Below are 14,108 nucleotides of genomic sequence, written 5' to 3' on the forward strand. Positions count from 1 at the left end.
CGAGACCTTGCTTTTTTACGCTTCTCTTACTGCACTTTGCATAGACACCGGCTCTTCTTTTACTTTCACTTTACGCTGCGGCACCATATTAAATACGATATTTAAAAGTACTGCTGACGCACTTCCAAGTACAATTCCGTTATCTGTTAAAATACGAATGTTTTCAGGAAGTTGTGAGAATAATGTAGGAACAACTGTAACCCCAAGCCCAATTCCGACAGAACATGCAACAATTAATAAGTTTTCTTGTTTGCCAAAATCAACGCTACTTAACATTTTAATACCATATGCCATTACCATACCGAACATTGCGAGCATAGCACCGCCAAGTACTGATTTCGGAATAATTGTTGTAATAGCTGCGATTTTAGGAATGAAACCAAGTACGATTAACATACCACCGCAAGTATAAATAATAACGCGATTTCTTACTCCAGTTAATTGAACAAGTCCTACGTTTTGAGAGTATGTTGTATATGGGAACGCGTTGAAAATGCCACCTAACACCATCGCTAATCCTTCTGCGCGATAGCCTTTTGTTAATTCTTTTTCACCGATTTTTTTATTGCAAATATCAGATAATGCAAAGTATACACCCGTTGCTTCTACAATCCCTACACAAGCAACGAGAATCATCGTAATAATTGGTGTTAATTCAAATGTTGGTGTACCAAAGTAAAATGGTTGAATACCGTGGAACCAATCCGCCTCTCCAACCGCTTGCAAACTTACTTTCCCCATAAACGCTGCAACGATAGTACCGAACAATAGACCTAGTAAAATAGAGATTGAACGAATAAATCCATCAAAGAAACGATACATAATGATGATAAATAATAACACACCAAATGCTAATGCTAAATTTTCAAGACTACCGAAATCCTTACTTCCTACTCCTCCAGCCATATCATTAATTGCTGCTGGAACAAGTGTAACTCCAATTACAGTAACAACAGATCCTGTTACAACAGGTGGAAACAGTTTTACAAGTTTTCCAAATAATTTCGCAAAAATAACAACGAATAACCCAGCAGCAATAATTGCTCCATAAATTGAAGACACACCGTATTGTTTTCCAATCGCAATCATCGGTCCAACGGCTGTAAATGTACAACCAAGTACAACGGGAAGTCCTATACCGAAAAAGCGATTTGATAATGCTTGTAAAATTGTCGCAACGCCGCACATTAATAAATCAATTGAGACTAAATATGTTAACTCTTTTTGATTTAAACCAAGTCCACCGCCCACAATAAGCGGAACGATAATTGCTCCAGCATACATTGCAAGCATATGCTGCATACCAAGCGATGCAATTTTAAATGGATGCTGCTTCATCGTTTATTTCACCTCCGCAGTTTCTTGCTGTACAAATGTAACTGTGCCGTTATCAAGTGATGCAATTTCTGCTAGTGATTCAACACGAACGCCTTGTTCACGAAGCTTCTTTCCTCCATCTTGAAATGCTTTTTCAATAACAATTCCAATTCCTGCAATACTCGCTCCAGCTTGCTCTACTAAACTCATTAAACCTAAAGCAGCCTGACCGTTTGCTAAAAAGTCATCGATGATTAATACACGATCATTTTCATCGATATGATTTCGAGATAATGAAATTTCATTTGTTTCTTGTTTTGTAAATGAATATACGTTTGCAACGTACATATTATCTTGTAACGTTAACGATTTACGTTTTCGTGCAAAAATTACTTTTACACCAAGCTCTAATGCAGCCATAACTGCTGGTGCAATGCCTGAAGATTCAATCGTCACGATTTTTGTAATGTTCTCTTCTTTAAAACGTTTAGCAAATTCTTTTCCGATTTCTTGCATAAGTACTGGATCAATTTGATGATTTAAAAAAGCATCTACCTTTAATACGTCACCAGATAAAACCTTTCCTTCGTTCAAAATCTTTTCTTGTAATACTTTCATGTTTGTTCCCCCTCTTATGCAATAAAAAAACTCCAAAAGCCGCCACCACTCGTTACAAGTGAGAGACGCGCTTTTGGAGTTTCGCAAAAAAAGAATGCTAAACAAGCAATTATATTCGTCCTCACTCATAGTCAAAGTATTTACGGTACTTCGGTAGAAACTTGCAGGCCATATCCCCGCGATTATATGAGTGTAGCTAACTATTTATTTTATAGAAGGATTATAACGTACTTTTTATGCTTTGAAAAGCATTTATCAAAAAAACACGTACAAATTTTTAAAAACCACTATTTTTGTTCGAGTTTTGCAAACTCTTTCATTCCCAATTACAACTTCGTTAAAATGATTGGCCCATCTTTTGTAATCGCAATTGTATGCTCATATTGAGCTGATAATTTCCCATCCATCGTTCTCGCAGTCCATCCATTTAAATCTACTTTCGAATATCGCATACCTACATTGACAATTGGCTCAATCGTAATTACCATTCCCTCTTGTAACTCAGGCCCTTGTCCTTGCTTCCCAAAATGAAAAATTGCTGGTTCTTCATGAATCTCTTTACCGATTCCATGTCCCGTAAAGTCTCTTGCGACAGAAAAACCTTCACTTGCTACATAACTTTCAATCGCATAACCAATATCTCCTACATGATTACCGATTATCGCCTGATCGATGCCTTTATACAAAGCATTCTCAGCTACTAGTAATAACTTTTCTGCTTCATCAGAAACTTTTCCAACTCTATACGTCCAAGCAGAATCTGAAAGACCACCATTTAAGTTTACTACCATGTCAATTGTTACAATATCACCCTCAGTTAAAGGAACATCGGCCGGAAACGCATGACACATTTCATCATTTACAGATGCACATATCGCATATGGATATCCGTTGTACCCTTTCTGTTCAGATGTGGCACCATGCCGTTCTAAATATGCTTCCACAAACGTATTAATTTCTTTTGTTGTAATACCTGGTTTCATTATTTTCGCAATTTCTCTATGACATGAAGCAAGTAACTTTCCAGATTCATGCATTACATCTATTTCATTTTTCGTTTTAATTATACTCATGCTGTCTCTCCTTACTAAACTTGCTATTTACTATTAAACTTCAATCATACACATCCTCTTCCAAAATTTCAAAACTTCCAATTACAAAAAGTATGATTTATTTCTACATCAAAAAAACGGAAGGATATTCTTCTGTTTTTAATCATTTTTACATATATAATTCATTTTCAAAAACTCAAAATAACTACCATTTGTTTTCTGTATAAACGTCCCAACTGCTTCAAACCCTGCCCTTTTATACACTTTAATTGCTCTCTTATTAAATGTAGCTACTGATAGTGTTATATACTTGCATCCATATTTTTCTTTACTAACAGCTAGTATAGCGTTTATGAACTGTAAACCAAATCCGTTTCCAGTTATATTAGGACTCATTCCAAGACCTATATCAACCGTCCCATCATTTATTTTACAAACAGTAAAATATCCAATGAGAGTGCCATTTTCCTTCACGGAAAAGGTATGATCCCCCCTACTCTCATCATGTAAAAATTCAGCTAAATCTTCTTCATCTGCCTCTATATCATAAAAGGAATATTCCCCTTCATAATGCCAGTTATACGCAATTTCTTCTGCTTCTTCTTGCATCATTACTGTATATGTATAGTTCATTTTTCTATCCCCCTAAAAAAAAGAGCTGCAAGTAAGCAGCCCTTTTTTATAACTCATAAATCTCTCTATACTTCGCTTCTAAATAATCGGCTAAGTAATTTGCATTTAACCCTTCGCCTGTTACATCTTCTAAAATTTCAAGTGGCTTTTTCGTTTTACCATATTGGTGAATATGTTCTGTTAACCATTCACGAATTGGTGTTACGTTTCCTTCTTCTAATAATGCATCAAAGTTCGGAATGTCTTTTAACATTCTTTGCTTAAATTGCGCTGCATACATGTAACCAAGCGCATAAGATGGGAAGTATCCAAATGAGCCACCAGCCCAGTGAACATCTTGTAATACACCTTGCGCATCATTTTCCGGACGAATTCCTAAATATGCTTCCATCTTATCATTCCAAGCTGCTGGTAAGTCCTTCACTTGTAATGTACCATCAAATAATTCTTTCTCTAACTCATAACGCACCATAACATGAAGCGGGTATGTAAGCTCATCTGCTTCTATACGAATGAATGACGGCTTCGATTCGTTAATTGCATCATAAAATTCATCGACTGACATATCATCAAATTGACCATTGCTATACTCTTTTAATAAATCATAATTTTTCTTCCAGAATGATTTATTACGGCCGATAAAGTTCTCAAAGAATAACGATTGTGACTCATGAATACCCATAGATGTTCCACTACATAACGGTGTACCTTCAAATTTCTCTGCAATATTTTGTTCATATACTGCATGACCACATTCATGAATTGTTCCAAACACAGCCATGCGGAAATCTTTTTCGTCATAGCGTGTCGTAATACGAACATCCCCTCTATTTAATGTAATCTCGAATGGATGTACTGTTTCATCAAGACGACCTGCTTCAAAGTCATAATTCAATTGCTTTAATAGTTCTAATGTAAAGTTCTTTTGTTTTTCTTTTGAAAATTTTTCCGATAAAGCACTTGTTTTTAATCCTTTTTTAGACTCAGAGATTTCTTTTACAAGCGGCACGATGCGCTCACGAAGTTGACCAAATACGTGATCTAAAACTTCTACTGTAATACCTGGCTCATACATGTCTAATAATGTATTGTATTTATATGTTTCGTAACCCCAATATGTAATAAATTTCTTTTTAAATTCAACAATTTTTTCTAAGTACGGGCGGAACATTTCGAAATCAGATTTTTCGCGAGCTTCTTCCCACACACTCTCTGCTTTCGCTTCTAATTTCACATACGCTTCGTATTCCGCTTGTGGAATTTTCTTATTTCTATCATATTCTTTCCGACACTCTTCAACCATTTTCTTCGTCGTTTCAGAAAGTTTATCTTCACGTATTAAAGCTTCAAGCTCTGTTAAATAGTTCCCCATCTCATCTGAAGTCGACATGGCAAATACTTCTGATGAAAGCATGCCAATTACTTCTGAACGCTGGTCTACACCTTTTTTAGGCGCCCCTGTTCTCAAGTCCCAAAACATTAAGCTTAATGCTTCTCCGTAATTTTGTATCTTCTTCACGTATGTTAAAAATTGTTTTTCTACTTCATATGTAGCTACTGTCATTGTATAAAAACCTCCTTTTTCTACCTCAAACTTAATTCGACATGAAAATCTAATTTCCTTTTATAATAGAAAAAAAGCTTGGCAAGCGCCAAGCTTTCTCCTTATAATTCTTTACCTTCTACTGGTAGTACGTTTTTCACCGCTTCTATCACTTTCTCATCTTCTGTATCAGATAAGAAGATTGATATAGCACCTTTATCTTCACTTGTACGAATTAAACGCCCAATTCCTTGACGAAGTCGTAAAATCATATATGGTACATCTACATCCCAGAATGGATCATTTACGTGCTTACGTTTCGCTTCAAACACAGGATCGTTTGGAGGGAATGGTAAAGACCAAATAATAACGTGCGATAATGATGAACCAGGAATATCTAAACCTTCCCATAAATGAACCGCACAAAGTACAGTCTCTTCTTCATTTTGGAAACGAGAAACGAGCTGGCTAATTTCCTGATCTCCTTCATATAAGAACGGAACCGACATTTGCTCCTTACTTACATACTCTTTGAACGCTGCAAGCTCTTGCGTTGTACGGAATAATACAAGCGTACGTCCATTTGTTTTTTGTATATTTTCAAGTGTATATTGACACTTTCTTTCCCATTCATTTTCTTTCGTATGCGATAGTAAGTTTACTGCCATTTGCTCTTCGTAATCAAACGGTGAAGCAACTGAGAATGATAAGTAATCTTTTACCCCGAGGCTATTAGCTGTAAACGCGAATGAATCATTGTTCGATAATGTCGCAGAAGAGAAAATATACGGTATTTTCTTCGAGAACACTTTCTCTTGTAATACTTCTTCAACTGCACGCGGCATAATCACTAATGTGAAGGCACCATCACCTTCTTCACCCCAAGTAATTACATTTTTCTCGTGCATGAACAGACGAAGTGAATGTTCTAATACATCTAAATGCTCATCAACAATATTTAAATCATACGTGTTTACTGTATGCATTTCACTTTCGAATACTAATGCATCTCCAACTTCACCGATTTTTGCATAAAGTCGTTTCGCTTCAGCTGTTACTTTTTCTGTCACAGTAATTTCTAAACGATCAGAACCGGCAATTTCTTTTTTGTTTTCTTGTAACACATCAAAGAATCGCTCTGTTTGCCAAATTGTTTCTTCTACTAAATGTGCAAACTCCTCACGAATATCGTTTTGTAGCAATCTCGTTAAAAGTTGCTCCATCATCGTTTGCTTTAAACGGTATGTTAAAGCTTTTTGAGCTGCATATTCTACAAGATGTCCTTCATCGAATACAACGCAGCTACTTTCTGGTAATAACGGAATTTGCCCTTCACGCTTACGAGCATCGTACGTCCAAATATGATCCATATAGAAATCTTGAGAACAAATAATTAAATCTGCTGCCTTACGATAATGTTCACGAGAAAGAGTTTGTCCACAACGATGACGAGAATCACAAGTAAAGCAATCTTGGAAGTAATCCCAATTTACTTTTGACCATTCTTCGTCATTTAAAAGTGGAAATTCTTTTCTGTCACCATAGTGAGTAAAGTTTTGCATCGTACCATGATCGAATACAAACTGTGGTAACTCATAATATACGTCTTCAATTACTTCTGGAGCTCGTCCACTCATAACATCTTCAAGTTTACGTAAGCATAAATAATTATCCATTGATTTTGCAAGCCTTACATCAACAGATAGCCCTAATGCTTCAGATAACTTAGCGATGTCCCCTTCTTCTTTCACAAGCTGCTCAATTAACGTTTCATCTGCACAAGCAATAATAGCTGGTTTCCCAGTATAACGCGCGTAACAAATTGCATATAGAAGATATACAATTGTTTTCCCTGTTCCTACACCAGCTTCTGCGAACATAACTTTCTTTTCTTGGAAAGCGCGTTCTAACTGAAACGCCATAAAAATTTGTTCATCACGCTCTTCAAAGCCTTTTTCCGGAAGGATGTCGTAAAACACATCTCCAATCCACTCATTCAACTTATCATAAAAATTATCTTGTTTTCCTACTTCAAATGGTAATCTCTTCTCAGTAAACATCCTTAGCCTCCAACCAAAAAGTTTTTCTATAAAAAGATAATAGCAACTGCTACGCATATGTATGCATTTGCTTTCCCCTGTTGCAATACATAGAAATTCACGAAAAAAAATTTTCCTTTCGAAAAAGGAAAATTTTCTTCTATATTAATGACTTTAAATACCGTTTATCAATCGCTGTTTCATGTGAAAGAGCTGACAAATATTCTTCTTGTGCTTTTTGTATTTCATCTACAATCGCACCTTGACTATCCACTTCTTTTCCGAGCTCATCATACGTACGGTGAATAGCTTTTTGAATCATCGATAATTGAAAATTATCCATATGACTTCCTCCTTTACGCATTACATAATAGCCAGTATATGCGCGCTGGAGGAGTTTTATACTATGAATTACGCGGTGGACGTTTTCCGAAGTATTGGTAGTAATCTGTACGGATAAATCCGTTAAACAGTTTACGCTTCTTCGACGCATCTTTTCCATAACACTTCTCAAATGCTTCGTAGCTTGTTAATACATACGCTGACCATGTATCTAATGGGCGGAATACTTGTCCCATTTCTTTATACAGTTGTTCAACAAGTGCTTTTTCACTTAAACGTTCTCCGTATGGAGGATTCGTTACAACGTAGCCATAATCCTCTTTTGTTGTGAAATCTTTTACTTGCATTTGTTTAAATGTAATTAAATCGCCTAAGCCCACTTCTTCTGCGTTATCTTGAGCAACTCGAATCATACGATGATCAATATCTGATCCAATGATTTGTAATCGTTGATCATAGTTCGCTAAATCTTCAGCTTCTTGACGAGCTTCACGCCAGTTTTGTTTACCTACCCAGCCCCACTCGTCAGATGCGAAACCACGGTTAAATCCTGGTGCAATGTTTTGTCCAATTAATGCTGCTTCAATTGGAATTGTACCTGATCCACAGAATGGATCAACAAATGGACGATCTGGCTTCCAGTTTGTTAATTTAATTAAAGATGCAGCTAATGTTTCTTTTAACGGAGCTTCCCCTTGATCCATACGGTATCCACGTTTATGAAGTCCAACACCACTCGCATCAATTGTTAATGTTGCAATATCCTTGAGCATTGCAATCTCGATACGGAATAACGGACCATCTTCTTCAAACCAAGTTGTACGTTTATATGTTGTTTTTAATTTTTCAACGATAGCTTTTTTAACGATACGTTGGCAATCCGAAACACTGAATAATTCAGATTTCAAAGATTTACCGATAACAGGGAATTCACCATTCTCTGGAATATAATCTCCCCAGTTTAATGCTTTTGTTTTTTCAAATAGCTCATCAAATGTCGTTGCTTTAAATTCGCCAACTTTAATTTTTACACGGTCCGCAGTACGTAACCATAAGTTCGTACGACAAATCGCCTTTTCATCTGCTTCAAATGTTACTTTGCTGTTTTCTACTTGACATTCATAACCAAGATCGCGAACTTCTCGGGCAACTAACGCTTCAATACCCATTGCCGCTGTTGCAATTAAAGTAACTTTTCCCATTTGCATTCACCTCTTATGTATATTCAAACAATAATTAATAGCAATTGGTCCTATTAATTATTACATTTTACGAAAAATTTTCTCATTAACCATTTTAACTCATACTTTATAACTTCATACAAATAAAAAGCCCTCCTCTAACAAAGGAGAGCTGAGTTATTTCATAGTTGGTTCATAACGTTCTGTAAGCCATGTTCTGTTCCTTTGTACTACAAACGGCCCACGCCTCGTACTCCGGTGGCAATCATCTATCTACAGGTTATAAAACCTGTCCTTTCCCGTCGTTCATTTCCTTGGAAAAGATTCCCCTACCATTATTTGGGTTTCTCGCTCGTGGGGTTTACCTCGTTCCACTCCTATCATTTCTTCAAGGACTTCGTCACTGTGGCACTTTAAAGGTAGTCAAACCATATCCGAAAGGACTTAGGTTTTTTCCCTGCCGTTAAACCAGCCTTACAGCCAGAATACCCTAGCTTATGAATTGGCTAGGCACGAACACTACAGCCATCTCAGGCCGTGCGAGCATGGACTTTCCTCTACAACGTTGGCGTTGCAGCGATTACCCAAACGTTATGACATCCATTAGTATAGTGGAAACAAAAAGATTTTGCAACGTTTTTTTCTATGTAAAATGCTTAAACCTTTTCCCACCTTACATCATTCGTATAACTTACTTCCAAATACAGCTTTTTCTAAGTTAGATAAGCGTTTTAAAATATCCGTATTCGTGTTGTTATAAACCGGTTGTGCAACTGGTGTTTGTACAGGTTGTTGTGGAACTTGCGTTACTGCTAGTTTTTGTTCCTCTAATTCACGCTTTAAACGAGCATTTTGTTGCTTTAATTGCTCAAACTCTTTGTGGAAAGCTTCATAGTCTTTAATGATCATATCAAGAAACTTGTCTACTTCTTCTTGCTGATAACCTCTCATACCTGTTTTAAATTCTTTTTCTAAAATATCTTTCGCTGTTAATTTAATTTTATCCGAAATCATTTTCTTCACCTCAAATTTTTACCAAAACTTTCATTAACTAAATTTTTTCAGAAACAATGCTTTTTGTCAATCATATATACGAGTACTATATTACATATTACTCTGCATTATTCCACTGTTCCTCTTCTATTATATCTTGTAAATCAGAAAAAAGAATGAAATAACTGTGATAATTTTCTATTTCCCCTTTTTTCTTTGCTAATTCTACAATATATTTGGGACTTCCTGGTTTTTCTTCATCGTATACCGCTAAAAGCGCATCACTTTTTTCAATAAAAAATTGATTTTTTAATTTAAATTGCTCTGGGCTTTCATACTTCCGTTTCGTGATACTATCAACATGGTCTGCTTGAGAAAGAATAAATTCGTAATATTCACGATTATCTTCTTTCCAATTTTCTTCTTGTTCTAAAAACGGAGTGAATACCGCTAATTTTAAATCAGGATATTCTACTTGCATTTCAAAAACAACTTCAGCAGCCCATAATTCTACACCTAATTGGCCGCTTATTATAACCCATTCTAAACCATCTTCTACAAAAGTGAGTAATTTACGGTGTAATGCTTTCTTTATACACTCCACTCCTGGATGATCATTTTTAAATATTCCAAGTTCAAATGGCTTATATCCTGTTACTGCAATAACTTTCATATCAACACTCCAATTACAAAAAAAGAACTAGCATTTCGCTAGTTCTAACATATCATTTACTTTTTAAATATTCCACCAACGTTTGGTCCGATATTTGGACCTACTGGTGATACATTGTTTGGTAAAAACGGTGATACATTTGGTCCTGGTCCAAACGGTGATACATTCGGTCCTGGCCCAAATGGAGATATTTGATGACCGTGGTGATGATGATGATGACCATGGCCACACGGTCCACATCCGCCACCGAATCCTGGGTCGATTGGGTCCACAACATTTACATTTGAATTTGTTTGCGGGAAGAAGTTTTGATTTTTAATTTGTTGATGATGTACATGTGTTGTATGTGTTGGGAAAATGTGTGGCACCACCGTTGTTGAAAAAGAGTGTGTTACGCATTGTTTCGTCGGATGAATGACAGGAGCAGTCGTACAAATAGGTCCTGTAGGCTTATGCCCTCCAAAGCAAGGATGACAATGATGCATAGTTTTTTCTCTCCTCTCTCGTTAAAAAAATCTGATTACACTTTACAGTATGAGAAAAGAGAGAAAGCCGTTTGTTATATATACCCATTTATTACAAGGAAATTTGTCTAGTCCTTTATTTCATTTACATTGTTTTTATAGACAATCCTTCAACATCACTTACCAAAAAAGCCTCCAACTTGCTTTACAATACCTGTCACTTGATTCATCGCATTCATCATTTGTCCAGCTGTATTCATCATTTTATTTACATCATAGTTACCATCTGATGTTTTAAATTGAGAAACAAAACTAGAAAACTGACTTGGCTGTTGTTGCTTTTGCTTACCCTGCGTCGGGTACGGTTGTTTTGGTGGATAAAACATCGCTTGTTGATTAGCATACGGCGATGGTGGTGGCATATAATATTGCGAATTCATATAAGGCTGCTGCTGTGGTTGATTCATGTATGGTTGCTGAGCTTGTGATTGTTGAGCTTGATTCACATAAGGTTGCTGCTGTTGTGGTTGTTGAGCTTGATTCACATAAGGTTGCTGCTGTTGTGGTTGTTGAGCTTGATTCACATAAGGTTGCTGCTGTTGTGGTTGTTGAGCTTGATTCATAAAGGACACTTCAAACGGTTGATAATAATTTTGATTTCCATAATAAGGCTCGAAAGGATACATATTATACCGTAAATATGTATCCGTATTATATTGGTACATATTTTGCTGTGCATATGGATTCGTTTGCTGATATAAGTTAGGTTGTTGAAACATGCATTCTCTCCTCCTTCACATAAGTTTCTACATATATAATATGTACCTATAAAATAATATGTGTGATGGAGTATCTGTCTATTTTTGTCGGAAGTTTAAATTTTTAAAAAATTAAAAAAGAAAACCCTTCCATGCTATGATAATGAAGAAGAAGATTCTCATGGGGGAGGAATCAACATGGTATTAGGGGATTTAAAACAAGCGTTTTCTCAAAAAAAGGGGTATTGCACAGAGAATGCAAATGAATTATTAGACTTTGCGAGACATTGGTATCTCGAAGGAAAAATATGCATATCAGATTATCGAACATTAATAAAAGAATTAGAAATAAACGGCGCAACAAAACCTACAACAATGACAGAAGCATAAAAATAACAAGAGGGCCCTCCCTCTTGTTATTTACATTGCTCAACTATATTTTGCAAAGTATACGAAATGGCTTGGTGTGTTTCAAAGAATCGTTTACCTTTACCTTTATTTACAAAGCATTGCAACACATTCGTTTGTAAATTATCATATACTTGATCAATTTGCTGTACATGTATATATTTTGGCTTTTCTTCTTTAATCCACTTATAAGCTAATTCTTTCCACTTCTTTAATTCCTCATCTACCATATCTACAAACGGTTTCATATCCTTATAAAAGTCGTATTCGGTTAGTTCTCTCTTTTTTACATTCGCTTCATTATTATACTGCATGAGTTTTTCTGAAGACTGTATTAATGCTTCATTCTTCATTTCTTTCCCACCTTATTATGCACTCACTACGACGTTTTGAAATGTCTTTACCCAATTCCCTTTCTCTTCGTGATGCACTAATTTATTTTCCATATGTTCAATATGCATTTCTGTTATTTCTATCTTATTGCATATTTTTTCACTCGCATCCTTTAATGCATGATTCATTCTAATCCCTATATTCATTTCCAGCAAATCGAGAGAACTTAACATTTGATCCATTTTTTTCATTACATCTTCCTTCTGAACCATCGCCATATACAAAACGCCTCCTTCTTTGCTTTTCCTTTGTCATGTAATTTCGCCGAATGATTCACCACTCCTGCCCACATGACAAAACTAGTTGTTATTCGTCAAAGAAATCATTTCGTATGTCATTTATAGAAATGGTAACAATACAAAAAGGAGGTGTATTACAATGGCAAAGAACAAAAATGAAAAAAAGAAAAACCAAAACAAACAACAAAATAAACCCGAGACTGGCAATCCAAAGCTAGATGGTCCAAACTTCCCTGCTACATAAAGCGAGACTTTATTACGAACAGTTAAATTTCAAGTCACCCTTAATCTCCTACTAGCATTACGTTTTGAGATTAAAGTTGTAGCACACATAGCAGGATTGTTTCAAATTAAGAAGTCCCGTCTTCAAAATGGAAGACGGGACTTCTTTGTTATTATATCATGAACTCATCCATCCTTTTAGCAAAACGATTTGCGATAGATAGCCTATAGATTTGTTCTCTCTTTCTTCTATACCATTCTGTTATATTAACTTCCCCTTTAGGTTCTTCAGGTACAAATAGCACATTCATTTTCATATTTGCACAAAACCAATCTCTCATTTTTATTTCTTCATGTAAAATAACAGGATAAATATCTCTAAGTTTTGGCGTATAAGACTTTCGAGTTTCCTTTGCGTAAACTTCATAATCTTCTCTAGACCCAGTATGTGTAGTTTGCAATGCAAACTTATAAAACGAACCATTATAAATTGGATGAAACAATAACCATGCTAATTTTTTTCCTAGTTCTATACGCTGTTGTAACGTTTCAAATTGATAAACCGAAAATCCATACATTCTCCCTTCAATTGTTGGGAAGATAACTGCACTAATATGAAGTCTTTCTTGTACTTTAAAAAGTGCAGTATGGAATACATGTTTTTTAAAATATGTGTTCTCAATGACTGGTTTTTGAATTTTATTTTGTTCATTTATAATAAGCGCTGTCATAAGCCTATTCATATCTCTTCTTTCCCAGAAAAGTAACCATTCTTTTTCCATAAAAATTGATACGTTGAAATATTGCAACAAATGAAAGAGAGGTGCACGTCTCTTCTTACTTTCCTCATACAATAATAGCTGAGGAAATGCATCTAAAAAAATAATCCAATTAGCCTGTTCGTACAGAATAAATAAATGTTTTTTTACCGTTCTAGGTAAAACAGTAGCATAATATCTCCCTTCTAAATCAGTCATATTCCAGCCCGCATTTCTCGAAACCATACTCGCTAAAAAGGCCCACCTGATTTCACTATTTCTTAAATAATATTCTTGATAAGATTGTGTCCGAGAAATATTGTCCACATTAGCTATTTCTGTTTTCTTTTTAATATTGTGAATGATTGCTTTTTCTTCCTCTGTACAAAAATTTTTTTCTCGATTTTGTTTCATTTTCATATAATCATTCCATGTAAACATAAATAAGTCATCATACCTTTCATCAAAAAGGTCA

At 35.5% G+C, this 14,108-nt stretch carries 17 protein-coding genes, 1 other RNA gene and 1 riboswitch; of the genes, 2 read left to right on the forward strand and 16 right to left on the reverse strand.

Translation table 11 applies throughout. The features are described 5' to 3' along the window. Nucleotides 1-15: 15 nt before the first annotated feature. From pbuX to MKY38_RS14190, 13 genes are all read right to left on the reverse strand, one after another. Nucleotides 16-1,338: a xanthine permease PbuX gene (gene pbuX, locus MKY38_RS14130; protein WP_000809222.1), complete on the reverse strand. Its 1,323-nt coding sequence runs from the start codon at nucleotides 1,336-1,338 to the stop codon at nucleotides 16-18. A gap of 3 nt (nucleotides 1,339-1,341) precedes the next feature. Next, nucleotides 1,342-1,935 (reverse strand): xanthine phosphoribosyltransferase, encoded by a 594-nt coding sequence (locus tag MKY38_RS14135; RefSeq protein ID WP_000866483.1) that lies wholly within the window; start codon nucleotides 1,933-1,935, stop codon nucleotides 1,342-1,344. A gap of 108 nt (nucleotides 1,936-2,043) precedes the next feature. Next, nucleotides 2,044-2,145: riboswitch (purine riboswitch) on the reverse strand. A 116-nt stretch (nucleotides 2,146-2,261) separates the two neighbouring features. Then, on the reverse strand, nucleotides 2,262-3,008 hold the full coding sequence (locus tag MKY38_RS14140) for a type I methionyl aminopeptidase (RefSeq protein WP_065223985.1): 747 nt from the start codon (nucleotides 3,006-3,008) through the stop codon (nucleotides 2,262-2,264). 138 nt (nucleotides 3,009-3,146) lie between these two features. Beyond that, nucleotides 3,147-3,620 (reverse strand): GNAT family N-acetyltransferase, encoded by a 474-nt coding sequence (locus MKY38_RS14145; RefSeq protein ID WP_065223984.1) that lies wholly within the window; start codon nucleotides 3,618-3,620, stop codon nucleotides 3,147-3,149. 46 nt (nucleotides 3,621-3,666) lie between these two features. Beyond that, nucleotides 3,667-5,184 (reverse strand): carboxypeptidase, encoded by a 1,518-nt coding sequence (ypwA, locus tag MKY38_RS14150; RefSeq protein WP_065223983.1) that lies wholly within the window; start codon nucleotides 5,182-5,184, stop codon nucleotides 3,667-3,669. Between the two features lie 101 nt (nucleotides 5,185-5,285). Then, nucleotides 5,286-7,223: an ATP-dependent DNA helicase gene (locus tag MKY38_RS14155; RefSeq protein ID WP_065223982.1), complete on the reverse strand. Its 1,938-nt coding sequence runs from the start codon at nucleotides 7,221-7,223 to the stop codon at nucleotides 5,286-5,288. A 139-nt stretch (nucleotides 7,224-7,362) separates the two neighbouring features. Next, nucleotides 7,363-7,545 carry a DUF3921 domain-containing protein gene (locus MKY38_RS14160; protein WP_000368570.1) on the reverse strand — a complete coding sequence of 61 codons (183 nt, stop codon included), beginning with the start codon at nucleotides 7,543-7,545 and terminating at the stop codon, nucleotides 7,363-7,365. A gap of 61 nt (nucleotides 7,546-7,606) precedes the next feature. Continuing rightward, on the reverse strand, nucleotides 7,607-8,746 hold the full coding sequence (locus MKY38_RS14165; protein ID WP_065223981.1) for a THUMP domain-containing class I SAM-dependent RNA methyltransferase: 1,140 nt from the start codon (nucleotides 8,744-8,746) through the stop codon (nucleotides 7,607-7,609). 180 nt (nucleotides 8,747-8,926) lie between these two features. Continuing rightward, nucleotides 8,927-9,317, reverse strand: an RNA gene (rnpB, locus tag MKY38_RS14170) — RNase P RNA component class B. A gap of 86 nt (nucleotides 9,318-9,403) precedes the next feature. Beyond that, entirely contained in the window at nucleotides 9,404-9,739 is a 336-nt protein-coding gene (gene gpsB / locus MKY38_RS14175) for a cell division regulator GpsB (RefSeq protein WP_000622431.1), read from the reverse strand. A 97-nt stretch (nucleotides 9,740-9,836) separates the two neighbouring features. Continuing rightward, nucleotides 9,837-10,391: a DUF1273 domain-containing protein gene (locus MKY38_RS14180; protein ID WP_065223980.1), complete on the reverse strand. Its 555-nt coding sequence runs from the start codon at nucleotides 10,389-10,391 to the stop codon at nucleotides 9,837-9,839. Between the two features lie 56 nt (nucleotides 10,392-10,447). Beyond that, nucleotides 10,448-10,876: a CotD family spore coat protein gene (locus tag MKY38_RS14185; protein ID WP_000546270.1), complete on the reverse strand. Its 429-nt coding sequence runs from the start codon at nucleotides 10,874-10,876 to the stop codon at nucleotides 10,448-10,450. Between the two features lie 155 nt (nucleotides 10,877-11,031). After that, nucleotides 11,032-11,634: a YppG family protein gene (locus MKY38_RS14190; protein WP_061113531.1), complete on the reverse strand. Its 603-nt coding sequence runs from the start codon at nucleotides 11,632-11,634 to the stop codon at nucleotides 11,032-11,034. A 177-nt stretch (nucleotides 11,635-11,811) separates the two neighbouring features. On the opposite strand from MKY38_RS14190, the gene MKY38_RS14195 reads away from it, so the two are divergent. After that, nucleotides 11,812-12,003: a YppF family protein gene (locus tag MKY38_RS14195; RefSeq protein WP_000242652.1), complete on the forward strand. Its 192-nt coding sequence runs from the start codon at nucleotides 11,812-11,814 to the stop codon at nucleotides 12,001-12,003. A 26-nt stretch (nucleotides 12,004-12,029) separates the two neighbouring features. Here MKY38_RS14195 and MKY38_RS14200 read toward each other — a convergent pair whose 3' ends face one another. Then, on the reverse strand, nucleotides 12,030-12,374 hold the full coding sequence (locus tag MKY38_RS14200) for a YppE family protein (RefSeq protein WP_000786939.1): 345 nt from the start codon (nucleotides 12,372-12,374) through the stop codon (nucleotides 12,030-12,032). Nucleotides 12,375-12,389: 15 nt separating this feature from the next. After that, nucleotides 12,390-12,632, reverse strand: coding sequence for a hypothetical protein (locus MKY38_RS14205; protein ID WP_001252036.1), 243 nt, complete (start codon nucleotides 12,630-12,632; stop codon nucleotides 12,390-12,392). An 85-nt stretch (nucleotides 12,633-12,717) separates the two neighbouring features. Between MKY38_RS14205 and MKY38_RS14210 the strand changes: the two genes are divergently transcribed. Continuing rightward, on the forward strand, nucleotides 12,718-12,897 hold the full coding sequence (locus tag MKY38_RS14210; RefSeq protein ID WP_001987054.1) for a hypothetical protein: 180 nt from the start codon (nucleotides 12,718-12,720) through the stop codon (nucleotides 12,895-12,897). A 151-nt stretch (nucleotides 12,898-13,048) separates the two neighbouring features. Here MKY38_RS14210 and MKY38_RS14215 read toward each other — a convergent pair whose 3' ends face one another. Beyond that, complete coding sequence (locus MKY38_RS14215) at nucleotides 13,049-14,074, reverse strand: DUF2515 domain-containing protein (RefSeq protein ID WP_044307518.1); 1,026 nt, start codon at nucleotides 14,072-14,074, stop codon at nucleotides 13,049-13,051. Nucleotides 14,075-14,108 lie beyond the last annotated feature (34 nt).

It is taken from the genome of Bacillus sp. FSL R5-0585 (genome assembly GCF_038004545.1).
GTDB classification, from domain to species: Bacteria; Bacillota; Bacilli; order Bacillales; family Bacillaceae_G; genus Bacillus_A; species Bacillus_A cereus.

Excerpts from the sequence above, each read along its gene's own strand:
- MKY38_RS14195 (WP_000242652.1), top strand. The coding sequence starts at position 11,812 with ATGGTATTAGGGGATTTAAAACAAGCGTTTTCTCAAAAAAAGGGGTAT.
- MKY38_RS14135 (WP_000866483.1), bottom strand. The coding sequence starts at position 1,935 with ATGAAAGTATTACAAGAAAAGATTTTGAACGAAGGAAAGGTTTTATCT.
- pbuX (WP_000809222.1), bottom strand. The coding sequence starts at position 1,338 with ATGAAGCAGCATCCATTTAAAATTGCATCGCTTGGTATGCAGCATATG.
- MKY38_RS14180 (WP_065223980.1), bottom strand. The coding sequence starts at position 10,391 with ATGAAAGTTATTGCAGTAACAGGATATAAGCCATTTGAACTTGGAATA.
- MKY38_RS14165 (WP_065223981.1), bottom strand. The coding sequence starts at position 8,746 with ATGGGAAAAGTTACTTTAATTGCAACAGCGGCAATGGGTATTGAAGCG.
- MKY38_RS14160 (WP_000368570.1), bottom strand. The coding sequence starts at position 7,545 with ATGGATAATTTTCAATTATCGATGATTCAAAAAGCTATTCACCGTACG.
- MKY38_RS14200 (WP_000786939.1), bottom strand. The coding sequence starts at position 12,374 with ATGAAGAATGAAGCATTAATACAGTCTTCAGAAAAACTCATGCAGTAT.
- MKY38_RS14185 (WP_000546270.1), bottom strand. The coding sequence starts at position 10,876 with ATGCATCATTGTCATCCTTGCTTTGGAGGGCATAAGCCTACAGGACCT.
- MKY38_RS14155 (WP_065223982.1), bottom strand. The coding sequence starts at position 7,223 with ATGTTTACTGAGAAGAGATTACCATTTGAAGTAGGAAAACAAGATAAT.
- MKY38_RS14215 (WP_044307518.1), bottom strand. The coding sequence starts at position 14,074 with ATGTTTACATGGAATGATTATATGAAAATGAAACAAAATCGAGAAAAA.
- MKY38_RS14140 (WP_065223985.1), bottom strand. The coding sequence starts at position 3,008 with ATGAGTATAATTAAAACGAAAAATGAAATAGATGTAATGCATGAATCT.
- MKY38_RS14205 (WP_001252036.1), bottom strand. The coding sequence starts at position 12,632 with ATGGCGATGGTTCAGAAGGAAGATGTAATGAAAAAAATGGATCAAATG.
- ypwA (WP_065223983.1), bottom strand. The coding sequence starts at position 5,184 with ATGACAGTAGCTACATATGAAGTAGAAAAACAATTTTTAACATACGTG.
- MKY38_RS14190 (WP_061113531.1), bottom strand. The coding sequence starts at position 11,634 with ATGTTTCAACAACCTAACTTATATCAGCAAACGAATCCATATGCACAG.
- gpsB (WP_000622431.1), bottom strand. The coding sequence starts at position 9,739 with ATGATTTCGGATAAAATTAAATTAACAGCGAAAGATATTTTAGAAAAA.
- MKY38_RS14145 (WP_065223984.1), bottom strand. The coding sequence starts at position 3,620 with ATGAACTATACATATACAGTAATGATGCAAGAAGAAGCAGAAGAAATT.